The sequence below is a fragment of the Stenotrophomonas sp. 2201_Sma genome (assembly GCF_056486685.1).
Window position 1 is genome coordinate 564,426 of record NZ_CM151329.1, and the last position, 25,363, is coordinate 589,788.

The following is a 25,363-nucleotide window of genomic DNA, read 5'->3' on the forward strand; positions in this document are numbered from 1 at the left end:
AGGCCGCGCTGATAGACTTCCGCTCCTTCGACGGCACCGTCCACCGGTGCCCATCAGGAATCAACATGTCCAACGCTTCTTCCCAGGATCGCGCGCTCGCCCTGGCCACCCTGGCCATCCACGGCGGCCAGTCGCCCGATCCGAGCACCGGTGCGGTGATGCCGCCGATCTACGCCACCTCGACCTATGCGCAGTCCAGCCCGGGCGAGCACCAAGGCTTCGAATACTCGCGTACGCACAATCCGACCCGCTTTGCCTATGAGCGCTGCGTCGCCTCGCTGGAGGGGGGAACCCGCGGTTTCGCCTTTGCTTCCGGCATGGCCGCCAGCTCGACCGTGATCGAACTGCTGGACGCCGGCAGCCACGTAGTGGCGATGGATGACATCTATGGCGGCAGCTTCCGCCTGTTCGAGCGCGTGCGCCGTCGTACCGCCGGGCTGGACTTCAGCTTCGTCGATCTGACCGACCTGGCCGCGTTCGAGGCTGCGATCACGCCGGCCACGCGCATGGTGTGGATCGAAACCCCGACCAACCCGATGCTGAAGATCGTGGACATCGCCGCGGTCGCCGCCATCGCCAAGCGCCACGGCCTGATCGTGGTGGTGGACAACACATTCGCCTCACCGATGCTGCAGCGTCCGCTGGAGCTGGGTGCGGATCTGGTCCTGCACTCGGCCACGAAGTACCTCAACGGGCATTCGGACATGGTCGGCGGCATGGTCGTGGTCGGCGACAACGCCGAACTGGCCGAGCAGATGGCGTTCCTGCAGAACTCGGTGGGGGGCGTGCAGGGGCCGTTCGACAGCTTCCTGGCCCTGCGTGGCCTGAAGACCCTGCCGCTGCGCATGAAGGCGCACTGCGCCAACGCGCTGGCCCTGGCCCAATGGCTGGAAAAGCACCCGGCGGTGGACAAGGTGATCTACCCCGGCCTGGCCTCGCACCCGCAGCACGACCTGGCGACCCGCCAGATGGGCGGCTACGGCGGCATCGTCTCGATCGTCCTCAAGGGCGGTTTCGAGGCGGCCAAGCGCTTCTGCGAGAAGACCGAGCTGTTCACCCTGGCCGAATCGCTCGGCGGCGTGGAGAGCCTGGTCAACCATCCTGCCGTGATGACCCATGCGTCGATCCCGGTCGCGCGCCGCGAGCAGCTGGGCATCAGCGATGCGCTGGTGCGCCTGAGCGTGGGGGTGGAAGACCTGGGCGACCTGCAGCTGGACCTGGAACGGGCGCTGGGTTGAGCCGCACCATGGCCAGCAACGACGAAAGCAGGGGAGGGAGGCGGGCGCCACGTCGCATCGTCCACGCCCTGCGCGCCCGCCTGGGCGGGCTGCGCCGTTGGTGGCTTGCCCGCGGACTGGAGCAGGCACGTTTCCCCACGCTGCCCGCACCGGCCGCTGGCGACGCGCGCGGTGAAGCGCTGGTCTTCCCGCCGACAGATCCCACCCTGGGGCCCGGCGTCAATCTGTACGGCTACATCCACGGCCAGTTCGGCCTGGGGCAGACGGCACGGATGTATGCCCGGGCCCTGCTGGGTGAGGGATATCCGGTTGCGGTGAACGATGCCGCCCTCCGCATCCCGCACGCGTGCAATGACCACAGCCTGTCCGGTCAGCTGGGACGGGGCGCGCCGTATCCCTTCAACCTGGTATTCGTGAATCCGGACCTGTTCGGTGAACTGGCGCCCCGCCTGCCGCGCGATACCTACACCATCGCGTTCTGGTTCTGGGAACTGGATACCGTGCCGGCCGCATGGCAGCGAACGCTGGAGCAGGTCGACGAAGTCTGGGTCTCCACCCGCTTCGTCGAGGATGCCTTCCGGCGCGCGACCGGCAAGCCGGTGGTGCGCATTCCGCATCCGATCGTGCCGCAGCCCGGCGCGGACCTGTCCCGGTCCAGCTTCGGCCTGGACGACGACGCCTTCGTGTTCCTGTGCAGCTTCGACTTCAATTCGTCGATCCACCGCAAGAATCCGTGGGCGGTGCTGGCGGCGTTCCGCGCGGCCTTCGATGGCGCACCGGACAACGTGCAGCTGGTGATGAAGTGCAGCAACGGCTTCCGCCATCCGCAGCGGCTGCGCGAGCTGATGCAGCAGGCTGCCGGCGATCCGCGCATCCTGGTACGCGACCAGGTGCTCGACGATGCGCAGCTGCACGCATTGCAGGAAACTGCCGATGCCTATGTCTCGCTGCACCGCGCGGAAGGGCTGGGGCTCGGACTGGCCGAGAGCATGGCCCGTGGCAAGCCGGTGATCGCCACCGCCTGGTCGGGCAATCTCGATTTCATGAACGAGGGCAACAGCTGCCTGGTGCCGTTCCGCACGGTGCCGATCCGCCCGGGGGAGTATCCCTTCGCCGATGGCGGCACCTGGGCCGAGGCCGACGTGCCGGCCGCGGCAGCGTGGATGCGCCGGCTCGCCCGTGAACCGGGCCTGGCGCAGCAGATCGGCGCGCAGGCACGCAGCGACATCCTGGAAACCATGAGCCTGCAGGCCGCCGCAACGGCCATGCGCGCTCGATTGCAGTCTTTGGAACGACACGACCGATGAACCCAAGAACCACCCCCACCGGGCACGAGGATTCGACATGCTGGGTATGCTGAAAGCCCTGTGGAACTACCGCTATTTCATTTTTTCCTCGATCAAGAACGAGCTGCGGCTGCGCTTCATCCGCAGCCGCCTGGGCGCCCTGTGGATGATCATCCACCCGCTGATGCAGGTGCTGATCTTCGCCACGATCCTGTCCGAGGTGCTGGCCGCCAAGCTGCCGGGCATCGATGACAAGTACGGTTACGCGCTGTACCTGATGTCCGGCACCCTGTGCTGGACGATGTTCTCCGAGACCATCGGCAAGTCAGTGAACCTGTTCGTCGACAGCGGCAACCTGATGAAGAAGATGTCGTTCCCCCGCATCTGCCTGCCGTTCATCGCCGGTGGCACGATGCTGGTCAACAACGTGCTGCTGCTGGTGGCGATCTTCGCGGTGTTCGCGGTGATGGGCCACATGCCAACTGCCGAGGCCCTGTGGCTGCCGGCGCTGATGCTGCTGACGCTGAGTTTCTCGATGGCGCTGGGCCTGCTGCTGGGCGTGCTCAACGTGTTCATGCGCGATATCGGCCAGGTCGTCCCGGTGGTCCTGCAGGCATTGTTCTGGCTGACCCCCATCGTCTACCACATCACCATTCTGCCCGAGCGCGTGCAGGCCATCTTCCGGCTCAACCCGTTGCTGCCGCTGGTTACCAGCTACCAGAACGTGCTGCTGTTCGACAAGCCGCCGGTCTGGGGTGACCTGTTGTGGCTGATGATCGCCACGGTGGTGCTGGCATTGGCTTCGCTGGTGATGTTCCGTCGTGCCAGCCCGGAAATGGTGGATGCGCTATGAGTGGTGAACTGAAGGTCGACAACGTCGGCAAGGCGTATCGCGTCTGGACGAGCGAGTGGCTGCGCGCGGCCCGCTGGTTCGGTGTGCCGACGCGGCCCAAGGAAGAGAACTGGGTGCTGCGCAATGTGTCTTTCACCATCGCGCCCGGCGAAGCCGTGGGCGTGATCGGCCAGAACGGCGCGGGCAAGAGCACCCTGCTCAAGCTCATCACCGGCACCGCCCAGCCCACCGAGGGCCAGGTGACGCGGACCGGCCGCGTTGCGGCGATCCTCGAGCTGGGCATGGGCTTCAACCCCGACCTCACCGGTCGCCAGAACGCGTTCCACTCCGCAGGCCTGATGGGCTACTCGCAGGAGCAGATCGAAGCCGCGATGCCGGAGATCGAGGCCTTCGCCGAAGTGGGCGAGTATTTCGACCAGCCCGTGCGTACCTATTCCAGCGGCATGCAGGTGCGCGTGGCGTTTGCCGTCGCCACTGCATTCACCCCGGACCTGCTGATCGTCGACGAGGCCCTGTCGGTCGGCGACAGCTACTTCCAGCACAAGAGCTTCGACCGCATGCGTCGCTTCCGCGAGGAGGGCACGTCGATCATGCTGGTCTCGCACAGCCTCAGCGACGTGAAGGCACTGTGCGACCGCGCGATCCTGCTGGACAAGGGACGAGTGCTGAAGGATGGCGAGCCGGACGAGGTCATCGATTTCTACAACGCGCTGATCGCGAAGAAGGAAAACGAGACGCTTGCGGTCGAGCAGCGCCGTGGCAAATCCGGCTGGGTGACTACCCGGAGCGGGACCGGCCAGGCCCGCGTGGAATCGCTGCGACTGCTCGATGGCGAAAGCAGCCAGGAGGTCAAGCTGGCAACCGTTGGCCAGAAGCTCCGGCTTGAACTGAAGGCACAGGTCAGTGCCGACCTGCCCAGCCTGGTACTGGGGTTCATGCTGCGCGACAAGCAGGGCCACATCATCTGGGGCAGCAACACCTGGCATACCGGTCAGGTCCAGCGTGATGTACGGGGCGGAGAACAGGTGGTCTACCACCTGGACTTCACCTGTACGCTGGGCCCGGGTTCCTACTCGGTGTCGCCGGCGCTGGTCAGCACCGAAACGCACATGGTCGACAACTTCGAGTGGGTGGACAACCTGCTGGTGTTCGACGTGATGAATGCCGACAGGACCACGTTCATCGGATCGAACTGGCTCGATGCTGCCTTCAGCGTCGAACGCAGCCGCGCATCGGCCGATGGTGTGCAGGCGGACTGACGGACAACCATGTCAAAGCTGATTTCCTACGCGCAGAATTTCGAAGACGTCATGCTCTGGCGCGCGCTGTCACATGTGGTCAATGGCTGCTATGTCGATGTGGGCGCACAGAGCCCCGATACCGACTCGGTAAGCAGGATGTTCTACGAGCATGGCTGGCGCGGTGTGCACGTGGAGCCCACGCCGCAGTATGCCAACCTGCTGCGCGATCGCCGGCCGGATGAGGTGGTGCTGCAGGTTGCCGTAAGCGATCAACCCGGGATACTGCAGTTCTTCAACATCGCCGATACCGGCCTGAGCACCACGGATCCGGCCATCGCTGCCGAACATCGGGAGGCGGGCTTCAACGTCTCCGACGTGCGTGTACCGGCGCTGACGCTGGACACCGTGCTGGAGCAGGTGCCAGCCACTGACATCCACTGGTTGAAGGTCGACGTCGAGGGCGCAGAGGAACTGGTGCTGCGCGGCTGGCAGCGCGATACCCGCTTGCCCTGGCTGGTCGTGGTGGAAAGCACGCGTCCGCTGAGTTCGGAACAATCCCACCAGAACTGGGAACCGATCCTGCTCGACAAGGGGTACCGGTTCGTCTATTTCGACGGCCTCAACCGGTTCTACGCCAGTGCGCAGCATCCCGAACTGGATGCGGCATTCGAGAGCGGACCCAATGTGTTCGATGATTTCAGTCTGAGTTCGGGCTCGCAGTTCTGCTCGCAGATCAACCTGGCCTATCACGAACTGCAGACGCTGGCGGATCGACGCGAGGTCGAACTGAACGAGCGGATCCAGGATCTGGATGCGGCACTGCAGCGGGCGCAGGAAGAATCCGCCGGGGCAACCGAGCACAACGCCCGGGCAATGGAAAGGCTGCGCAGCGAGCACGAAGGCGCGGTCCGTGCGATGGCAGTGGCCCAGCGGGAACTGGTGAGCAAGCATGAGCGTGAGCGCACCCTGCTCGACAGGAAGGCGCTGGCCGAACTGCATGAGCTGACTGAGCAGGTCACCAAGGGCAAGCACGAGGCCCATCGCTGGTGGTTGGCGCATGAGCAGGTGCGCGCGCAGCTGGATGCGATCGAACGCAGCCGTTCGTGGCAGCTCACGCGGCCGTTCCGGGCCGTCCGCCGACGCCTGTCGTCCAGCGTGCTGGGCCGCATGAAACGTGCGCTGCGGCCGGCGGTCGTGCGCGCGCTGAAGGTCGCCATGGCCGCACCGTGGCTGCGACGCCTGGCCAAGCCCCTGGTTACGCGCATTCCCTTCCTTCACCAGCGCCTGCAGAAGATCGCCATCAGCGAACAGCTGTTCGAGATCGAGCGGGCGCGATTGGCTGCGATGGAGGGCAACGAGCACGAAGTCACTGTCGTCCATCTGGATCGACGGGCCCGGCGCGTGCTGGAAGACCTGAAGCGTTCAAGGAATGAAAGGGCTGCCCGATGAGAGTGCTGATTGACCTGCAGGGTGCACAGACCGAGAGCCGATTCCGGGGCATCGGGCGCTATTCGACCTCGCTGGCGCAAGCGATGGCCCGCAATGCGGGCGACCATGAGATCTGGGTGGCGGTCAACGGCACCTTCCCCGATGGCATCGGCGACATCCGCCAGGCCCTGGATGGCCTGGTCCCGCAGGAACGGATCCGTCAGTTCGATACCTTCAGCCGGGTAGGCTGGCCGAACGCCGCGGATGCGTGGCGGCGTGGTGCATCCGAGCTGATGTGGGAAGCGTTCCTGGATGGCCTCCAGCCCGACTTCATCCACGTATCCAGCCTGTTCGAAGGTTCCCAGGGCGGTGCGGTCGGCTCGATCGGCAAGTTGCCGGGCGTACGGGCGGCGACTGCGCTGACCCTTTATGACCTGATTCCGCTGCTCAATCCCGACGTCTATCTGGCATCGGACTGGGTCCGGTCCTGGTACATGGACAAGGTCGAGTCGCTCAAGCGCGCCGACCTGCTGCTGTCGATCTCCCAGCATGCCCGGCAGGAGGCATTGCAGGCGTTGGATATCGATCCGGCGCGTGTGGTCAACATCTCCTCGGCAATCTCGCCGCACTTCGTGCCGATGGCCATCGGCGAACGCGAGCAGACCCTGTTCCGCGAGCGCTTCGGCCTGCGTGGCCGCTACGTGATGTACAGCGGGGCAATGGAGCCGCGGAAAAATGCAGAGGGTCTGCTGCGGGCATTCTCCCTGATGGATCCGGCCGTACGTGCGTCGACGCAGCTGGTCATCGCCGGCAAAGTGTCCGAGCACGACCGCCGCAATTTCGATGTGCTGGCAGCGCAGCTCGGCGTCAGCAACCAGGTGGTGTTCACCGGCTATATCACCGACGAAGAGCTGATCGCGCTGTACAGCGCGACGGCGGCCTTCGTGTTCCCCTCGTTGCATGAAGGCTTTGGCCTGCCCGCGTTGGAGGCCATGTCCTGCGGAGCACCGACCATTGGCTCAGGCACGACCAGCATCCCCGAGGTGATCGGTCGTGAAGATGCGTTGTTCGATCCAACGGAGCCTGCTTCGATCGCCCGCTCCATGCAGAACGTCTTGACTGACACCGCATTCGCCGATTCCCTGCGTGCCCATGCTCCCCGACAGGCGGCGAAGTTCTCGTGGGACAATTCGGCCAAGGCCGCGCTGCAGGCCATGGAAGCGGTCGCATCGCGTCGTGCGCCACGCGATCGCCGCTGGGTCGCCGCGTCGCCTGCACTCGACGCCGGCTACCGCACCCTGGTCCAGGCGGTGGGTGGGCTGGACGTCGGCTGCGAGCCGGAACCCTTCGAACTGCAGCAGGCGGCAGCGCTGATCTCCTCCGGAATGGCGGCCAACGAGGCGCTCGCACGCGGCGGTGAGCTGCCCGCATCGCTGTCTTGGCGCGTGGAAGGGCCATTCGACAGCAGCTACAGCCTGGCCCTGGTGAACCGTTGCCTCGCGGAAGCATTGGCCGATCGTGGCCACCGCGTGGGTCTGCATTCGACCGAGGGCCCGGGTGATTTCGATCCGTCACCGCAGTTCCTTGCGCGCAATCCGCGCGTGGCGGCGCTGCATGCTGCCGTGGCCGCGATCCCGGCCGACCAGGCCGATGTGACCAGCCGACTGCTGTATCCGCCACGGGTTGCCGATGCACGCGCAAGGATGAACCTGCTGCACGCCTATCCCTGGGAGGAGAGCGGTTTTCCGCAGGAGTGGGTCGAGGAGTTCAATGACAGCCTGCAGGGGATCTCCTGCGTTTCGCATCATGTCGAGAAGATCATGGTGGATAACGGCGTGTCGGTTCCCCTTGGCGTCTGCTGGAACGGCGTGGATCACTGGGAGCAGATTGTTGCCGATGCGACGTATCCGGTGCCGGGCAGGGGGTTCCGCTTCCTCCACGTGTCCTCGTGCTTCCCGCGCAAGGGCGTGGACGCGATGCTTCTGGCCTATGGCAAGGCGTTCAGCGCCGCCGACGATGTCAGCCTCGTCATCAAGACCTTCGCCAATCCACACAATGAAGTGCATCGCTGGCTGGCTGGCGCACGCCGCGACAACCCGGATTATCCGGACGTGCACATCATCGAGGAGGACGTGAGCGACGCCCAGCTCAAGCATCTGTACGCAAGCTGCAACGCGCTGCTGGCGCCGAGCCGGGCTGAAGGCTTTGGCCTGCCATTGGCCGAAGCGATGCTGGGCGGCCTGCCGGTGATCACCACCAACTGGGGGGGGCAGCTGGATTTCTGCAGCGAAGAAACCGCCTGGATGGTGGATTACCGCTTCGTCCCGGCGCAGACCCACTTCAATCTGCGCAATTCGGTCTGGGCCGAACCCGATGTCGACGCGCTGGCCGCCGCAATGCGTGAGGTGCACGGCGCCGATCCAGCGCGTGTGCGGGACAAGGTCGAGGCCGCGCGGCGACTTCTGAAGTCGCGCTTCACGTGGTCCGATGCCGCGCGGAGACTGGAGCAGGACGTACGCGCGTTCGCGGCGCAGCCGACGCTGCCCGATGCGCGCGTCGGCTGGATCACGACCTGGAATACGCGCTGCGGCGTGGCCAGTTACGCCAGCTATCTCGTGGAGAGCGGCGGAACGCCGGTGGCAATCCTGGCGGCCGAGGCCGATGACCGCACGTTCCGCGATGGGCCAGAGGTTGTCCGCTGCTGGCGGCAGGGCGAAGGCGACATGCTCGAGCGGCTGGAACAGCAGATCGAGCGTCTGAAGCTGGACACGCTGATCATCCAGTTCCAGTACGGCTTCTTTGACTTCCCCGCGTTCTCGGCCTTCCTTGAGCGGCAGCAGGCGGCCGGCAGGGGCCTGATCGTGATGATGCATGCAACCGTTGATGCCGCGGAGAATCCGCGCAAGCGGCTGCGCGACCTGGGACCGGCACTGGCCGGCTGCGATCGCGTGCTGGTGCACTCCATACACGACCTCAACCGTCTCAAGGACATCGGCGTGGAGCGCAACACCGCGATGTTCCCGCACGGCATCCTGGAACCGGCTGAGCCGGCGGCGGCAAACACGGGCGCACGCCTGCGCGTCGTTTCCTACGGTTTCTTCCTGCCGCACAAGGGGTTGCTGGAACTGATCGACGCTGTTGCGTTGATGGTCGCCCAGGGCGTGGACGTCGAACTGGCGATGATCAATGCCGAGTATCCGGTGGATGTCTCGCGGCAGCAGATCGACCAGGCGGTGGCGCGCGTCGTGCAGCACGGCCTGCAGTCGCGTGTGCGGATGGTGACCCGTTTCCTGCGTGACCAGGAGAGCATGCAGGAGCTGGTGCAGGCCGATGTGGTGGTGTTCCCATACCAGGGCACCGGCGAATCCTCCAGCGCGGCAGTCCGCTACGGGCTGGCCTCAGGCCGCCCGGTGGCCGTCACGCCGCTGGCGATCTTCGACAACGTCGGCGACGTCGTTCACCGTCTGCCCGGGACCTCCCCGGCCGATCTTGCGGCCGGTCTGCGGCAACTGCTGCGTGCCAGCCGTGACGGCGATCCAGTGTTGGCCGAAGTGCAGCAGCGTGCCGCACAATGGCGCGCCGAACACCGGTATCCTGCGCTGGCCCGCCGTCTGGACTCCATGGCTCGACAGATCCTCCGCACGCGTCGGCAGGTTCTGGCTGCAAATACACTCAATCATCAGGACGAGAAGCAATGAAGAAGGCAATCATCACAGGCATCACGGGTCAGGACGGCGCCTATCTCACCCAGCTGCTGCTGGAGAAGGGCTATGAAGTGCACGGCACCTACCGCCGCACCAGCTCGGTCAATTTCTGGCGCCTGGATGAGCTGGGCGTGACCAACCACCCGAACCTGCACCTGGTGGAGTACGACCTGACCGACCTCGGCACGTCGCTGGCGATGGTGCAGAAGATCCAGCCGGACGAGATCTACAACCTGGCCGCACAGAGCTTCGTCGGCGTCAGCTTCGACCAGCCGACCACCACCGCGCAGATCACCGGTGTGGGTGCACTGAACCTGCTGGAAGCGATCCGCCTGGTCAATCCGAAGATCCGCTTCTACCAGGCGTCGACCTCGGAAATGTTCGGCAAGGTGCAGGCCGTGCCGCAGGTGGAGGACACCCCGTTCTACCCGCGCAGCCCGTACGGCGTGGCCAAGCTCTACGCGCACTGGATCACTGTCAACTACCGCGAGAGCTACGACATCTTCGGTTCCAGCGGCATCCTGTTCAACCACGAAAGCCCGCTGCGCGGGCGCGAGTTCGTGACCCGCAAGATCACCGACTCGGTTGCCAAGATCAAGCTGGGCCAGCTGGACGTCCTGGAACTGGGCAACCTGGACGCCAAGCGTGACTGGGGCTTCGCCAAGGAATACGTGGAAGGCATGTGGCGCATGCTGCAGGCCGAGCAGCCGGACACCTTCGTGCTGGCCACCAACCGTACCGAGACCGTGCGCGACTTCGTGGCGATGGCGTTCAAGGGCGCCGGCATCGATGTCGAGTTCAAGGGCAAGGACGTGGACGAAGTCGCGGTGGACACCGCCACCGGCAAGACCGTGATGCGCATCAATCCGAAGTTCCACCGCCCGGCCGAAGTCGATCTGCTGATCGGCAACCCGGAAAAGGCCGAGCGCATCCTTGGCTGGAAGCCGCAGACCAGCCTGGAACAGCTGTGCCAGATGATGGTCGAGGCTGACCTCAAGAGGAACGAGCGTGGCTTCTCGTTCTGAGTTGTCAGGCCAGCGCGTGCTGGTCACGGGGGCGTCCGGGTTCACCGGGCGCTACGTGATCGAGCGCCTGCGTGCTGCCGGTTGCGATGTGCATGATCTGCATTCCGGCGACACCGCAACGTCGGTCAATCTGCTCGACCGTGCTGCGCTCAAGCAGCACGTCGCCAGAGTGCGTCCGCAGCGCGTGGTCCATCTGGCTGCGATCTCGTTCGTCGCCCACGGTGATGCCGACGAGATCTACCGGGTCAACGTGGTGGGTACGCGCAATCTGCTGGAAGCGCTGGCGTCTCTGGACGAGGCGCCGAGCAATGTACTGCTGGCCAGCAGTGCCAATGTCTACGGCAACGCGTCCGGCGTGCTCGACGAGCAGGCGCCGCTTTCGCCGCAGAACGACTACGCGGTCAGCAAGATGGCGATGGAGGCCATGGCGGCGCTGTGGATCGATCAGCTTCCGCTGACCCTGGTGCGTCCATTCAACTACACCGGCGTGGGCCAGGACGAGAAGTTCCTGATTCCGAAGATCGTGGCGCACTTCCGCCGCGGTGCCGATGTGATCGAGCTGGGCAACACCGATGTCTCGCGCGATTTCAATGACGTGCGGGGCGTGGCCGCTGCCTACGAAGGCCTGCTGGCACTGCCGGGCAATGGCCAGACCTACAACGTCTGCTCCGGCCAGGAGCATTCGCTGCATGAGGTCATCGAACGCATGCGTGGCATCTCCGGCCGCGACATCGAAGTGAAAGTGAATCCCGCCTTCGTCCGCGCCAACGAGGTCAAGTCGCTGCGTGGTGACAACGGCAAGCTGCGGGCCGCGGTCGGCTCATTGCCGGACTTCGATCTGGGCGAGACGCTTCGTTGGATGTACCAGGCCCGCGCGGAGGCCTGAAAGAGCGCGGGGTCCGCTTCGGCGGATCCCGCCTTCAGTGCAGGGAGAACACGCAGTGCATTATGTCTGGCAACTGATTGCGCCGGTATTGGCGATGTGTCTTGCTGTCATCGGCAGCTCGACTCTGCTGGCCGTCGCCGGCATCCGCGTGAGCCCGCATCTGCGGCGGATCGGGCCGGTCCAGGCGTTGCTGCTTGCGAGCGTGTGCGTACTGGCTCTGTTGATGAATGCCAATGCGTGGCTGCCCGGCTACGTGGTGTTTCCCTGTTTCCTGATCAGCGGGGCCGTGGGAGCCCTCGTGGCGCTTCGCCGTGGCTTCGCCGATCCGCTCGCCCATGCGTCGATCTGGGCGTTCACGATCAGTCTGCTTGCGGGCGTTCTGCTGGTCGCATGGTGGAATCTCATGTTCGCCTCCCGGCATCTGTGGATGCTTGAAGGCACCAACCATGATCTGGTGTTCTTCTACGGCGGTGCCAAATGGGCCATGCAGCACCCGCTCTGGGTCGAGCAGGCCACGGTGGCCCGCGAGTGGGCGCTGGGGCAATGCGGTCAGGGCATGCAGTTCATCGGCAACGGCTGCATCGTGCAGCGCAATGGGGCGTACAGCCTGTTGGCACTGGCGTCCAGCTTCGTGCCGGAGGCAGGCCCAAACCAGGTGCGGGCGATGATCGGCACCGCCGCACTGTTCCCGGTGCTCGGCATGCTGCCCTCGATGGCAGGCCGCTTCGGCGGCGCGCGTCGCTGGCCGCGGGGAACCGCGGTGGCCTTCCTGCTGGCGGTGCTGTGCATGCTGGGTACCGGCATGATGCTTGCGGTGGTCAACGAGAACATCGGTACGGCGATGGCGGGCGCCCTGCTGATGATGATCGTGCTGTGGGCGCTTACGCCGATGCAGTCGCTGGGCGCGAAGTGGATCATGCTGGGTGCAGCCGCGGGCTGTACCGGCATGGCATACGGCGAAGCGGCGGTGCATGCGTGCATGATCGTGGCCCTGGCCGTACTGGTGACGGCCATGTGGCTGCGTTCCTGGCGGGTGTTCCTGCTGGGCGGCCTGCTGGCGATGCTGGCCTGCGCGATCGTCCTCAACCGGATGCTGCCCGAGCTGATGGCATCCTATGCCCAGGTCAGTGGCATCGTCGCGCAGTCGTCGTGGCCCAGCTGGTACATCCGGCAGCCCTTCTGGGGTTGGTGGCTGTCGGCTCCCTTCGCCGGCCTGTTGATGACCGGCGAACCTGCCGTGAATCCGGAAGCCATCATGCTCGGGCTGGTGCTGATGGCGTCGACTGCATGGCTTTCCATCCGGGAAGGACGCTGGCGGTTCTTCGTCGGCCTGCTGGCAGCCAGCATGGTGCTGGTTGCCTATGTGCAGAGCCATGGCTATCAGTACGGCGAGCACAAGCTGGTGCAGGTGCTCGGGCCGGCATGGGTGGCGCTGTTGAGCTGGCTTCTGCTGCGCCATGCGCGCCGTCGCGGCCGCACAGGTGTGGTACTGCTGCTGATGGCGACGCTGGGGGCGCTGTCGGCGGCCTACGCCGTGCGTTCGCGATCGATCCTGGTCTCGCATGTGCCTTCGGGTATCACCCATGCCCTCTCGGAAGCGATCAGGCTGCCGCAGAAGGGAGATGAGGTTGTCATCGACACGTCCGGGGTCAACGGGCCGGAGCGCTACGTCAAGCAGGACTTCGCTGTGCTGGAGCTGCATCGGCGCGGGGTGCGCGCGCGCATTGCCGACCGTGGCGACGCTCCGGTGGGGTACAGCGATGCCCTGTTCAATGACAGCCTGCGCGGTGCCGAATCACCCGATTGGCTGCTGGTACTCAGGCAGCCCGGGACGGGCCCAGCGCTGCCGCCGGGTACTGCCCCGCTCCTGGAAGATCCCACATTCGCATTGTTCTCGCTGCAGTCCGGTCAGTTGCCGCTGGCCCAGGCGGGTACGGGCTGGCACACCTGCGAACAGGATCACTGCTGGACCCGCGGCGCCTTCAGCCTTGAAACCTTCGTGCCCAAAGGATGTGCGGGCGCACGACTGCAGGTTGATCTGGATCTGCTGCAGCCGCCCACCAAAGGACGAATCCATGTGACCGTCAACGGTGTGGAAGCAGCAACCGTCGACGGGCACCAAGGCGAGGTCAGTCTGCCGCTGGCCGGCGGCAGCTCGGTGGTCGTCCTCGCGCCGGATTGGCCGGTTGCGTCGCCGCAGGCGTTGGGTCTATCAACCGATCCCCGGCCTCTGTTCGCCAACGTGTCCCACGCCCGCATCAGCTGCGGTGTGCCTGCCGAGCCTGCAGAATGACGGTCTCCGCAATCATCCATCGAACAGCGTCGGGCCACGGCCACGGCGCAAGAGGTCTCCCATGCAACTCCTGATCGTCTTTGGCCTGGTCATCCTCGGCGCCTGTGGAACCGTCCTGCTGAAGGTCGGGGCAGGGCGTGTCACCTATTCCGACGGCCTCCTGCCCATGCTGTCGTCTGCGTTCAACCTGCCACTGGTGACCGGCTTCATCCTGCAGATGATCCCGCTGGTGTCGTGGGTGGTGCTGCTCAAGTACATGCCACTGACCAAGCTGCAGCCGATGATCGCCCTGACCTACGTGGTGACACCGGTGCTTGCCGTGCTGTTCCTGGGCGAGCACATCGGCCCACTGCGCATGGCCGGCATCGGCCTGATCGTGCTGGGCGTGGTACTTGTGAGCGCGAGCTGAGCATGAAGATCCTGATCGTCCTGACCTACTACACGCCCTACATGAGCGGGGTGACTGAATTCGCGCGGATGCTCGCCGAGGACCTGTCCCATCGCCACGAGGTCACCGTGCTCACCACCCAGCACGATGCATCCCTGCCGGTGGAAGAGACCATCAACGGCGTGCGCGTGGTGCGCGCACCGGTGTTCGCCCGCATGCACAAAGGCGTCCTGAGCTGGAAGTTCATCACCTGGTTCCGCCGACTGGCGCGGCAGCATGATGTGGTCAACCTGCATATGCCGATGCTGGAATCGGGCCTGCTGTCATTGCTGGTCCCGGCCCGCAAGCTGGTGGTGAACTACCAGTGCGACATGGCCGTGGTGGGTGGACTGCTGGACCGGCTGGCGGTGAACGTGACCCGTGTGTCCTGCTGGCTGGCCACGCGGCGCGCCCGTGATGTCGGGGTGCTCACCCATGATTACGCGAGCTCTTCGGCCTGGTTGTCCGGTATCCGCCACAAGCAGCATGAAGTGCTGGCGCCGATGAAGGCGATGCCCTGGCAGGATCGCCCGGTGAGTACCGACGGGGTGTTCCGCTTTGGTTTCGTGGGCCGCTTCGTCGCCGAGAAAGGCCTGCCCGTCCTGCTGGAGGCCTTCAGCCAGGTCCATGCCCTGCATGGCGACCGTGTTCGTCTGGTGCTGGTCGGCGATACCCACAACATCGCCGGCGGCGGCATCATGGATGCCATCCACGGCAGCATCGCCGCGCTGGGGGATGCGGTCGACGTGCGCGGTCGCGTCAGCGAACAGGAACTGCAGGCGTTCTATGCGCAGCTCGATGTGCTGGTACTGCCCAGCGTCAACCGCTATGAAGCGTTCGGCATGGTGCAGCTGGAGGCGATGCTCAGTGGTTCACGGGTGATCGCGTCGAACCTGCCGGGCGTGCGCACCATCGTGCAGAACACCGGCAATGGCGAAGTGGTGCCGGTCGGCGATGCACCGGCACTGGCGGCAGCGATGCTGCGCCTGATGGCCAGCCGCGATGCGGCAAGCCGTGCCGAGGTACGCGCACAGGCACTGCAGGCCTATCCGCTGCGGCGCTTCTACGACCTGCAGGAAGCCATGCTGCTGGATCGCACCGGGCCCGAGCGTCCGGCCTGATCCCACCTGGCCGGGTTGCCAGCGCTGCCTGCGGGCAGCGACGGCACCGTCATTCCCCGCGCTCGAATGACGGCTGCGCGCCGGTGGCGCAGCCGTGATGTGCCTGATTCAGATCGCCGCCAGTACCGACAGGCCACCCACCAGCACCGTGATCAGGCTGCCGGGATCCTTCACTGCGAACACGACCGGGTCGTCGTGCATCTGTCCACGGTGGGCCAGCAGCCAGGTGCGGCAGATCCAGTAGAGCAGGACCGGGCACAGCAGCCACAGGAACAGCGGATGCCCGTAGAGCTCCTGGCTTTCCGGCGCGTTGATGTACAGGCACAGCACCAGTACCGACGCCAGGCCCGACGCGGTACCCAGGGCCTGTACCAGTCCCAGGTCCTCGACGTGGTAGCCACGCCCGCTGGGCTTCTCCTTGCCGCTGGCCAGCGTCATGCGCAGTTCGGTGTAGCGCTTGAGCATGGCCAGGCTGAGGAAGATGAACATCGAGAAGGTCAGCAGCCAGAACGAAAGCGTGACGTCGATTGCCGCGGCACCGCCGACGATGCGGATGGTGTAGAGGGCGGCCAGCATCACCACATCGATCATCACCACCTGCTTCATCCGCAGCGAATAGGCCAGGGTGAGGCAGAAATAGATGGCCAGTACCAGCAGGAACGCAGGGGCGACAATGGCCGCCAGCAGGAAGCCGGCCAGGGTCAGTACCGGCGTGGCCAGCAACCCCGAGCGCAGATCCAGCCGCCCACAGGCGAACGGGCGCTTGCGCTTGCGCGGATGCTGCCGGTCTGAGTCGAGGTCCAGCAGGTCATTGAACAGATACACGCCGGATGCGCACAGCCCGAAGGCGATGAACGCCAGCACCGCGTTGAGCGTGGTCTCCAGCTCCAGGAAACGATGACTCGCCAGCAATGGCACGAATACCAGCACGTTCTTCAGCCACTGGTGGACACGCATCGCCTTGAGCCAGGCGCGTGGGCCGCCGCCTTCGCGGGGCCAGTGGGCGGCAAGCTCCGAACAGTGCGCCGCAGCGCGGGCGACACCGGCACTGGCGTTGACCACCCAGGCCGAATGCGCGTGCTTCCAGATGGCCAGATCGACCCGCGCGTTGCCCATGTAGTCGAAACCGCGCTAGCCGAACTGCTCCACCAGCAGATCGGCCTTGCGATGGCCGGCAAGATTGGTGTGTCCATCGCTGCAGAACACGTCGTCGAACACGCCCAGATGGCGCGCGATCGGCTCCACCAGTGCCGCGTCCGATGCCGTGCACAGGACCCGCCTGCGATCACTGCTGGTCCGCAGCAGTTCGACCACGCGCGGGTCGTACGGCAGCAGTGCCGGATCGCCGGCACCGTGCACCGCCAGCTGGTGCTTCAGGTGGGCCTTGCCACGCAGCAGCCAGAACGGCAGCACGAACAGCATCCAGGGCTGCCGTGCCAGCATCCTCAGGAAGGTCTCGTACAACAGGTCGCTGCGCAGCAGGGTGCCGTCCAGATCAACACACAACGGCCTCGAACGGCCGGCACCCGAAGCACTCACCGATCAGCCTCCCGCGCGGCCGTACTGGTCTTCGAAACGAACGATATCGTCCTCGCCCAGGTAGCTGCCCGACTGCACTTCAATCAACTCCAGCGGCAGCTTGCCCGGGTTCTTCAGGCGATGGGTGACGCCCAGCGGGATGTACGTGCTCTGGTTTTCCGACAGCAGGATGACCTCGTCGCCCCGGGTCACCTCGGCCGTGCCGCTGACCACGATCCAGTGCTCGGCGCGGTGGTGATGCATCTGCAGGCTCAGGGTCGCGCCCGGCTTGACGGTGATGCGCTTGACCTGGAAGCGGTCGCCGTTGTCGATGGAATCGTAGGCGCCCCACGGACGGTACACCTTGCGGTGCGCGGCAGCTTCACTGCGGCCCTCGCGCTTGATCCGGCCGACAATCTCCTTGACGTCTTGCACGCGGTCCTTGTGGCCGACGAACACGGCGTCGTCGGTCTCCACGACCACCACGTCCTGCAGGCCGACCATCGCGATCAGGCGGTTGCCATAGGCATAGCTGTCCTTGCAGTCCAGGGCGATGACATCGCCATGGCAGGCGTTGCCGTCGGCATCCTTGTCGGACACTTCCCACAATGCCGACCACGAGCCGACGTCATTCCATTCCGCGTCGAGCGGTACCACGGCGGCATCGGCGGTCTTTTCCATCACCGCGTAGTCGATCGAGTCGTTAGGGCTGGCAGCGAAGGCCTCGGCGTCGAGGCGGATGAAGTCGTTGTCGCGTGCGGCCTTGTCGAGCGCATTGCGGCAGGCGGCGAGGATCGCCGGCTGCAGCGTCTCCAGTTCCTTCAGGTAGCGCGAGGCCTTGAACAGGAACATGCCGCTGTTCCAGAAGTACTCGCCGGATGCCACGTACTGTTCGGCGGTGGCCAGGTCGGGCTTCTCGACGAAGCGGTCGACGGCACGCACGCCTTCACCCGTGGCGGCCTTGATGTAGCCGTAGCCGGTCTCCGGCGCCGTCGGCACGATGCCGAAGGTGACCAGCTTGCCGGATTCGGCCGCGACGGCGGCCTGCTTGACCGCGGCATGGAACGCCGCCTCGTTGCGGACCACGTGGTCCGACGGCAGCACCAGCAGCAGCGCGTCATCGCCGGCCGACAGTGCCTGCAGCGCGGCGATGGCGATCGCCGGCGCGGTGTTGCGGCCGACCGGCTCGAGGATCAGCGCCTGCGGCAGCACCTTGCATTCGCGCAGCTGCTCGGCCGCCATGAAACGGTGTTCCTGGTTGGCGACCACGATCGGTGCCGCGCCGGCAATCGACGCAACGCGCTTCCAGGTCGCCTGCAGCATCGTGTCGTTGCCGACCAGCGGCAGGAACTGCTTCGGATACGCTTCGCGCGACAGCGGCCACAGACGCGTGCCAGAGCCGCCGGAAAGAATGACGGGAACGATGGGATTCATGGTGCGTCCTTCGGTTAATGGTTTGCCGGCGTGCCGCCGATCAGGGCGGTCAGCTCGGCGATGCGTTCGCGCAGCAGGGCGTCATCGCCACGGGTTTCGATGTTCAGGCGCAGCAGCGGCTCGGTGTTGGAGCTGCGCAGGTTGAAGCGCCAGTCGGCGAAATCCGCACTGACGCCATCGGTATGGTCCAGTACCGGCTGCTGTTGCTGGAAATGCGCCAGCACGCGCGCCACGGTCGCCTTGGCATCGTCGACACGGAAGTTGATCTCGCCGCTGCACGGATAGGCCTTCATGCGATCGGCCACCAGCTCGCCCAGTGACTTGCCGGTCGTGGAAACCAGCTGCGCGATCAGCAGCCACGGGATCATGCCCGAGTCGCAGTAGGCGAACTCGCGGAAGTAATGGTGGGCGCTCATCTCGCCGCCGTAGATGGCATCTTCGGCACGCATGCGCTCCTTGATGAACGCATGCCCGGTCTTGCTCATGATCGGCACGCCGCCGGCCTGCTCGACCATTTCCACGGTGTTCCAGGTCAGGCGCGGGTCGTGGATGATCTTGCCGCCCGCCTGGCGGGCCAGCAGCGCCGTCGCCAGCAGCCCGACCAGGTAGTAGCCCTCGATGAAGTTGCCGTCGGCGTCGAAGAAGAAGCAGCGATCGAAATCGCCGTCCCAGGCGATGCCGAAATCGGCACCGTGCGCGCGCACGGCATCGCGCGTTGCCGCACGGTTCTCCGGCAGCAGCGGATTGGGGATGCCATTCGGGAAACTGCCATCGGCCTCGTGCTGGATGCGGATGAACTCGAACGGCAGATGCGGCGCCAGTTCGTCGATCACCAGGCCAGCGCCACCGTTGCCGGGGTTGGTGACGATCTTCAGCGGCTTCAGGCCGGCCACGTCGACGTAGCCGAGCAGGTGCTGGATGTAGGCGGACTTGTCGGTGTCCTGGCGGACCTCGCCCTGGCCGGTTCCCAGCGGCGCCTCCGAGGCGGCGAAGTCGCGGATGTCGAACAGGCCGGTATCGCCGCTGATCGGCTTGGACTCCTCGCGCACCAGCTTCATCCCGTTGTAGTCCATCGGGTTGTGGCTGGCGGTGACCATGATGCCGCCGGCGGCCTTGCGGTGGAAGGTCTGGAAATAGACCTCCTCGGTACCGCACATGCCGATGTCGATGACATCGCGGCCGCTGGCGGTCAGGCCTTCGATGGCGGCCTGCAGGAGGGCAGGGCTGCTCAGGCGGATATCGTGTCCCACCACCACCGGTCCCGGGCCCAGCAACGCGGCAGTGCCGGCGCCGATGCGGCGGGCAAGGCGTTCATCCAGTTCATCCGGAACGCGGCCACGGATGTCATAGGCCTTGAAACACGGGAGCGTCATCAATGCAGTCCTTACACGGGTTGACCCCGGATTATAGCGACAGGCACTGCAAGGACGGGTGAGCCAGGCCAGCGTCCCTGCGGGCCCCAGAAGGAAGGGAATGCCGCGTAACCTGTTGATTACGCGGCACCCCGGGCGGGCGCTCAGCCCAGCGCGGCCTCGAGTTCCGGCAGGATCGTGAACAGATCCCCGACCAGGCCGATATCGGCAATCTCGAAGATCGGCGCATCGCCGTCCTTGTTGATCGCCACGATCGTGCCGGCATCCTTGATGCCGGTCAGGTGCTGGATCGCACCGCTGATGCCGACGGCCACGTACAGCTCCGGCGCGATGATCTTGCCGGTCTGGCCGACCTGCAGGTCGCTGGGCACGTAGCCGGCATCGACGGCGGCGCGCGAGGCGCCGACGGCGGCGCCGAGCTTGTCGGCCAGCTGGAAGACCACCTTGAAGTTCTCTTCCGAGCCGACACCACGGCCACCGGAGACCACGCGCTTGGCGCTCTGCAGGTCCGGACGGTCGCTGGCACCGGCGGCCAGGCCGACGAAGCGGGTGTGGGTCGGCAGTGCCGCATCGACGCTGGCCGATTCGATGGCAGCGCTGCCGCCCTGCGCGGCTTCCGGCCACGACGCGGCACGCACGGTGGCGACCACGACCTGGTCGGCCGGGGCTTCCACAGTGATGATGGCGTTGCCGGCGTAGATCGGGCGCTTGAAGGTGTGGCTGCCTTCCACGGCCATCAGGTCGGAGACCTGGTTGACACCCAGCAGGGCGGCCACGCAGGGCATCAGGTCCTTGCCGAAGGTGGTCGAAGGGCCGAACACATGGGTGTAGTCCTTGGCCAGCTGGGCGATCTGCGGGGCCAGCACCTGGGCCAGGGCCTGTGCGTTGGCGGCGTTGGCCACGGTCAGGACCTTGGCGACGCCGGCGATCCTGGCGGCCTCGGCGGCGACGGCCGTCGGATCGGCGGCCAGCACCAGCACGTCGATGCTGGCACCGCTGATGGCAGCGGCGGCGCTGACGGTCTTGGCGGTGGCGGCGTTGAGCTTGCCGTCGTGGTGCTCGGCGATGACGAGAATCTTGCTCATTACAGCAACCCCTTCTGCTTGAGTGCGGCCACCAGTTCGGCCGCGTCCTTGACCATTACACCCTTGCTGCGCTTGGACGGCGCAGCGTACCGGGTGGTCTTGAAGGTGTCGGCGGCTTCAACGCCGAGGTCGGCCAGCTGCAGGGTTTCCAGCGGCTTGGCCTTGGCCTTCATGATGTCCGGCAGCTTGATGAAGCGCGGCTCGTTCAGGCGCAGGTCGGTGGTGACGACCGCCGGCAGATCCACTTCCAGTGTTTCCAGGCCGGCGTCGACCTCACGGGTCACCGTGGCCTTGCCATCGGCGATGTCCAGCTTGCTGGCGAAGGTCGCCTGCGGGCGGCCCCAGAGCGTGGCCAGCATCTGCCCGGTCTGGTTGGCGTCATCGTCGATGGCCTGCTTGCCGAGGATCACCAGGTCCGGCTGCTCCTTCTCGACCAGCTTGAGCAGGGTGCGCGCGGCGGTCAGCGGCTGGATGGCCTGGTCGGTGACCACGTGCACGGCACGGTTGGCGCCCATGGCCAGGCCGTTGCGCAGATGCGCCTGGGCGTCGGCCGGGGCGATGGTGGCCACCACCACCTCCGTGGCGATGCCCTTGTCGCGCAGGCGCAGGGCTTCTTCCAGGGCGATTTCATCGAAAGGATTGGGAGACAGCTTGACGCCGTCGGTGACCACGCCGGAACCGTCCGGCTTGACCTGAATGCGGACGTTGTAGTCCACCACGCGCTTGTATGCGACGAGGATTTTCATCTGGTACGGGGTCCTTCAGTAACAGGGAGAACGTCCGGTCCTGACAGCAACCGGTTCGGGGGTGGGATCCCGATTCTAGCTGGCTTGGGGCAACCATGCGAATGCGTATGGTTGTGCTGCGGCGCGGAAACGATGCTGCGCCGATGCGGGGTGCCGTTCACCTGCGGCACGCAGTCCGGCAGGAAGCCCGATGTATGCTGTGGCGCTTCGCAGGCTGCCGTCGGGCGCCGCGGTTGAATCAACAACACAGGAGATCAGGTAGTGCCTACATGGATTGTCACCGGCGGCGCCGGGTTCATTGGCGGCAATTTCGTCCTCGAGGCTGTGGCCCGTGGCGTCAAGGTCGTCAACCTCGATGCACTGACCTATGCCGGCAACCTGCAGACGCTGTCCAGCCTGGAAGGCAACCCGGACCACGTGTTCGTGCACGGCGACATCGGTGACCGTGAGCGGGTCGCCCGCCTGCTCGCCGAGCATCAGCCCGACGCGGTGCTGAACTTCGCGGCCGAGAGCCACGTTGATCGCTCCATCGATGGCCCCGGCGCCTTCATCCAGACCAATGTGGTGGGGACCCTGGGCCTGCTCGAAGCGGTGCGCGACTACTGGAAGGCGTTGCCGGCCGAGCGCGGCGCAGCGTTCCGCTTCCTGCATGTGTCCACCGACGAGGTGTACGGCACGCTGGGCGAGACCGGCGCGTTCAGCGAGACCACCCCGTACGCGCCGAACTCGCCGTACTCGGCGTCCAAGGCCGCGTCCGATCACCTGGTGCGTGCGTTCCACCACACCTACGGGCTGCCGGTGCTGACCACCAACTGCTCCAACAACTACGGCCCCTACCACTTCCCGGAAAAGCTCATTCCGCTGGTGATCGCCAAGGCGCTGGCCGGCGAACCGCTGCCGGTGTACGGCGACGGCAGGCAGGTGCGTGACTGGCTGTTCGTGTCCGATCACTGCGAGGCGATCCGCACCGTGCTGGCCAAGGGCCGGGTGGGCGAGACCTACAATGTGGGCGGCAATTCGGAACGGCAGAACATCGAGGTGGTGCATGCGATCTGCGCTCTGCTGGACCAGCGCCGTCCGCGCGCTGACGGGCAGCCGCGCAGCAGCCAGATCACCCATGTGGCCGATCGGCCCGGCCATGACCGTCGCTACGCGATCGATGCCAGCAAGCTGAAGAACGAGCTCGGCTGGCAGCCGGCCTACACCTTCGAGCAGGGCATCGCCTTCACCGTCGACTGGTACCTTGAAAACCAGGAATGGGTCAACGGCGTGCTCGATGGCAGCTACCGCCTGCAGCGCATCGGCACCGCCGCCTAATTCGGGAGATACCATGACCCAACGCAAAGGCATCATCCTCGCCGGCGGATCCGGCACCCGGCTGTATCCGATCACCAAGGGCGTCAGCAAGCAGCTGTTGCCTGTGTACGACAAGCCGATGATCTACTACCCGCTCAGCGTGCTGATGCTGGCCGGCATCCGGGAAGTGCTGATCATCAACACCCCGCATGAGCAGGCCCTGTTCCAGCAGCTGCTGGGTGATGGCTCGCAGTGGGGCATGGACATCCAGTACGCCGTGCAGCCCAGTCCGGATGGGCTGGCGCAGGCGTATCTGATCGGCCGCGAGTTCGTCGCCGGCAAGCCCAGCTGCCTGGTCCTCGGCGACAACATCTTCCATGGCCACGGCCTGCGCGACGTGCTCCGGCGGGCCGACGCCCGCACCGATGGCGCGACCGTGTTCGGCTACTGGGTCAACGATCCCGAGCGTTACGGCGTGGCCGAATTCGACAAGGACGGCCGGGTTGTCGGCCTGGTCGAAAAGCCGCAGAACCCGCGTTCCAATTACGCGGTCACCGGCCTGTATTTCTATGATGGCAACGCCAGCGATTATGCGGCCGAGCTGAGGCCTTCGCCGCGTGGCGAGCTGGAAATCACCGATCTCAACCAGCGCTATCTCGGTGAGGGCAGCCTGCATCTGGAGGCGCTGGGGCGTGGCTATGCATGGCTGGATACCGGTACTCACCAGTCGCTGCTGGAAGCGTCCAACTTCATCGAGACCATCCAGACGCGCCAGGGCCTGCAGGTCTGCTGTCCGGAGGAAGTGGCGTTCGGGCAGGGCTGGATCAATGCCGAGCAGCTGGAAGCGCTGGCCGCCCCGTTGATCAAGAATGGCTACGGCCAGTACCTGCACACACTTGCATTGCGTGGAGTGGTTCCGTGAAAGTGATTGAAACCCGGTTGCCGGGATGCGTGGTGATTGAACCGGCGGTGTTCGGTGACGAGCGCGGCTTCTTCTTCGAGGGCTGGAATGCGGCGCGATTCGGCCAGCTGGGCCTGCCCGACCGCTTCGTGCAGAGCAATGTCTCCTCATCGAGCAAGGGCGTGCTGCGCGGCCTGCATTACCAGTGGCCGCGACCGCAGGGCAAGCTGGTGAGCGTGCTGGAAGGCGAGGTGTACGACGTGGCTGTCGATATCCGCCGCGGATCGCCCACCTTCGGCCAATGGGAAGCGGTGGTGCTGAGCGCGCAGAACAAGCGCCAGTTCTGGATTCCGGAAGGCTTCGCGCACGGATTTGCGGTGCTGTCCGACACCGCGCTGTTCCACTACCTGTGTACCGATGTGTACGTGAAGGAAGCCGATGCCGGAGTGCGCTGGAACGACGCGGACATCGCAGTGGACTGGCCGGTGGGCGCGCCGACGCTCTCGCCCAAGGACGAACATGCGCCGTTCCTGAAGGACATCGCCGAGGAACGTCTGCCGGTCTTCGCGCCATGACGGTTCTCGTGCTGGGCGGCAACGGCCAGGTCGGCCAGGAGCTGCTGCGCGCGCTGGCGCCGTTGGGGCCGGTGGTCGCCACCACCCGCAGTGGCCAGCTGCCTGATGGCAGCCCCTGCGAGACGGCGGACTTCGGCCAGCCCGGGAGCCTGCCGGCGCTGCTGGATCGCGTGCAGCCATCGGTGGTGGTCAATGCGGCGGCCTATACCGCCGTGGATCGCGCCGAGCAGGACATCGACGCCGCCTTCGCCGCCAATGCGCAGGCCCCGGGCGTGATCGCGCGCTGGTGCCAGGCGCAGGGCGTGCCGTTCGTGCATTACTCCACCGACTACGTGTTCGACGGCGAAGGTTCCGCGCCCTATCGCGAGGACGAGCCGACCGCGCCGCTGGGTGTGTATGGCACCAGCAAGCGCGATGGCGAAGACGCCGTGCGCGCTGCCGGTGGCCGCCACCTGATCTTCCGTACCGCATGGGTGTATGCCGAGCACGGCGCGAACTTCCTGCGCACGATGCTGCGCCTGGGCGCAGAGCGCGACCATCTGCGTGTGGTGGCCGACCAGATCGGCACGCCGACGCCGGCTGCGCTGATCGCCGATGTCACCGCGCTCGCGCTGCAGCATCCTGCCGCGCTCTCCGGTACCTGGCACCTCACCGCCAGTGGCCAGACCAGCTGGCACGGCTTCGCTGAAGCGATCTTCGCCGAAGCGCTGGCAACCGGTGTCCTGCACAGGGTGCCGGTGGTTGAAGCGATTCCGGGTGCCGAGTATCCGACCCCGGCGCGGCGGCCGGCCTGGTCGGTGCTGGACAACAGCGCCCTGCAGCAGGCGCTGGGCATCGTGCTGCCGCCGTGGCAGGACGGCCTGAAGCAGGTCATGGCCGCGATCGCGCGCGGCTGAGGGCACGCCGCAATTGCTGCGGCGCATCCCAGCCGGA

General features: G+C 65.8%; 19 protein-coding genes and 1 pseudogene. 15 read left to right on the forward strand and 5 right to left on the reverse strand.

Annotation, left to right across the window (positions count from 1 at the left end; all coding sequences use genetic code 11):
- Window positions 1-65: 65 nt before the first annotated feature.
- The 11 genes from ACZLIF_RS02580 (at window position 66) to ACZLIF_RS02630 (ending at window position 15,502) form a co-directional block, all read left to right on the forward strand.
- Window positions 66-1,238 (forward strand): cystathionine gamma-synthase, encoded by a 1,173-nt coding sequence (locus ACZLIF_RS02580; protein WP_065175355.1) that lies wholly within the window; start codon window positions 66-68, stop codon window positions 1,236-1,238.
- 8 nt (window positions 1,239-1,246) lie between these two features.
- Entirely contained in the window at window positions 1,247-2,545 is a 1,299-nt protein-coding gene (locus tag ACZLIF_RS02585; protein ID WP_231108685.1) for a glycosyltransferase family 4 protein, read from the forward strand.
- 37 nt (window positions 2,546-2,582) lie between these two features.
- Entirely contained in the window at window positions 2,583-3,377 is a 795-nt protein-coding gene (locus ACZLIF_RS02590) for an ABC transporter permease (protein ID WP_111186692.1), read from the forward strand.
- The gene (locus ACZLIF_RS02595) at window positions 3,374-4,636 is read left to right on the forward strand and encodes an ABC transporter ATP-binding protein (RefSeq protein ID WP_053516984.1); all 1,263 of its coding nucleotides are present in this window, start codon (window positions 3,374-3,376) and stop codon (window positions 4,634-4,636) included. Before ACZLIF_RS02590 ends, ACZLIF_RS02595 begins: the two co-directional genes overlap by 4 nt.
- A gap of 9 nt (window positions 4,637-4,645) precedes the next feature.
- Window positions 4,646-6,067, forward strand: coding sequence for an FkbM family methyltransferase (locus ACZLIF_RS02600; RefSeq protein WP_128988223.1), 1,422 nt, complete (start codon window positions 4,646-4,648; stop codon window positions 6,065-6,067).
- Entirely contained in the window at window positions 6,064-9,744 is a 3,681-nt protein-coding gene (locus ACZLIF_RS02605; RefSeq protein WP_128988224.1) for a glycosyltransferase, read from the forward strand. The genes ACZLIF_RS02600 and ACZLIF_RS02605 overlap by 4 nt, the downstream gene beginning before the upstream one ends.
- On the forward strand, window positions 9,741-10,775 hold the full coding sequence (gene gmd, locus ACZLIF_RS02610) for a GDP-mannose 4,6-dehydratase (protein ID WP_053516980.1): 1,035 nt from the start codon (window positions 9,741-9,743) through the stop codon (window positions 10,773-10,775). The genes ACZLIF_RS02605 and gmd overlap by 4 nt, the downstream gene beginning before the upstream one ends.
- Window positions 10,759-11,661 carry a GDP-mannose 4,6-dehydratase gene (locus ACZLIF_RS02615; RefSeq protein ID WP_053516979.1) on the forward strand — a complete coding sequence of 301 codons (903 nt, stop codon included), beginning with the start codon at window positions 10,759-10,761 and terminating at the stop codon, window positions 11,659-11,661. The genes gmd and ACZLIF_RS02615 overlap by 17 nt, the downstream gene beginning before the upstream one ends.
- A 94-nt stretch (window positions 11,662-11,755) precedes the next feature.
- On the forward strand, window positions 11,756-13,954 hold the full coding sequence (locus tag ACZLIF_RS02620; RefSeq protein WP_128988225.1) for a hypothetical protein: 2,199 nt from the start codon (window positions 11,756-11,758) through the stop codon (window positions 13,952-13,954).
- Between the two features lie 61 nt (window positions 13,955-14,015).
- Window positions 14,016-14,363, forward strand: coding sequence for an EamA family transporter (locus tag ACZLIF_RS02625; RefSeq protein ID WP_053516976.1), 348 nt, complete (start codon window positions 14,016-14,018; stop codon window positions 14,361-14,363).
- 2 nt (window positions 14,364-14,365) lie between these two features.
- Window positions 14,366-15,502 (forward strand): glycosyltransferase family 4 protein, encoded by a 1,137-nt coding sequence (locus ACZLIF_RS02630; protein ID WP_128988226.1) that lies wholly within the window; start codon window positions 14,366-14,368, stop codon window positions 15,500-15,502.
- Between the two features lie 108 nt (window positions 15,503-15,610).
- Here the strand turns inward: ACZLIF_RS02630 and ACZLIF_RS02635 are convergent.
- From ACZLIF_RS02635 to ACZLIF_RS02655, 5 genes and pseudogenes are all read right to left on the reverse strand, one after another.
- A pseudogene (locus ACZLIF_RS02635) lies at window positions 15,611-17,008 on the reverse strand (UbiA family prenyltransferase).
- Window positions 17,009-17,044: 36 nt separating this feature from the next.
- Window positions 17,045-18,454, reverse strand: a complete 1,410-nt coding sequence (locus tag ACZLIF_RS02640; RefSeq protein ID WP_065175349.1) for a mannose-1-phosphate guanylyltransferase/mannose-6-phosphate isomerase — start codon at window positions 18,452-18,454, stop codon at window positions 17,045-17,047.
- A 14-nt stretch (window positions 18,455-18,468) separates the two neighbouring features.
- The gene (locus ACZLIF_RS02645; RefSeq protein ID WP_053516973.1) at window positions 18,469-19,827 is read right to left on the reverse strand and encodes a phosphohexomutase domain-containing protein; all 1,359 of its coding nucleotides are present in this window, start codon (window positions 19,825-19,827) and stop codon (window positions 18,469-18,471) included.
- 143 nt (window positions 19,828-19,970) lie between these two features.
- The gene (locus ACZLIF_RS02650; RefSeq protein ID WP_128988227.1) at window positions 19,971-20,912 is read right to left on the reverse strand and encodes an electron transfer flavoprotein subunit alpha/FixB family protein; all 942 of its coding nucleotides are present in this window, start codon (window positions 20,910-20,912) and stop codon (window positions 19,971-19,973) included.
- On the reverse strand, window positions 20,912-21,658 hold the full coding sequence (locus ACZLIF_RS02655; protein ID WP_053516970.1) for an electron transfer flavoprotein subunit beta/FixA family protein: 747 nt from the start codon (window positions 21,656-21,658) through the stop codon (window positions 20,912-20,914). Before ACZLIF_RS02655 ends, ACZLIF_RS02650 begins: the two co-directional genes overlap by 1 nt.
- Before the next feature lie 261 nt (window positions 21,659-21,919).
- On the opposite strand from ACZLIF_RS02655, the gene rfbB reads away from it, so the two are divergent.
- The 4 genes from rfbB to rfbD are packed head-to-tail and all read left to right on the forward strand — an operon-like array spanning window position 21,920 to window position 25,326.
- On the forward strand, window positions 21,920-22,975 hold the full coding sequence (rfbB, locus tag ACZLIF_RS02660) for a dTDP-glucose 4,6-dehydratase (RefSeq protein ID WP_128988228.1): 1,056 nt from the start codon (window positions 21,920-21,922) through the stop codon (window positions 22,973-22,975).
- A gap of 13 nt (window positions 22,976-22,988) precedes the next feature.
- Window positions 22,989-23,876: a glucose-1-phosphate thymidylyltransferase RfbA gene (gene rfbA / locus ACZLIF_RS02665; RefSeq protein ID WP_128988229.1), complete on the forward strand. Its 888-nt coding sequence runs from the start codon at window positions 22,989-22,991 to the stop codon at window positions 23,874-23,876.
- Complete coding sequence (gene rfbC / locus ACZLIF_RS02670; RefSeq protein ID WP_053516966.1) at window positions 23,873-24,430, forward strand: dTDP-4-dehydrorhamnose 3,5-epimerase; 558 nt, start codon at window positions 23,873-23,875, stop codon at window positions 24,428-24,430. Before rfbA ends, rfbC begins: the two co-directional genes overlap by 4 nt.
- A complete protein-coding gene (rfbD, locus tag ACZLIF_RS02675) occupies window positions 24,427-25,326 on the forward strand; it encodes a dTDP-4-dehydrorhamnose reductase (RefSeq protein ID WP_128988230.1) in 900 nt (299 codons plus the stop codon). Before rfbC ends, rfbD begins: the two co-directional genes overlap by 4 nt.
- Window positions 25,327-25,363: the final 37 nt, after the last annotated feature.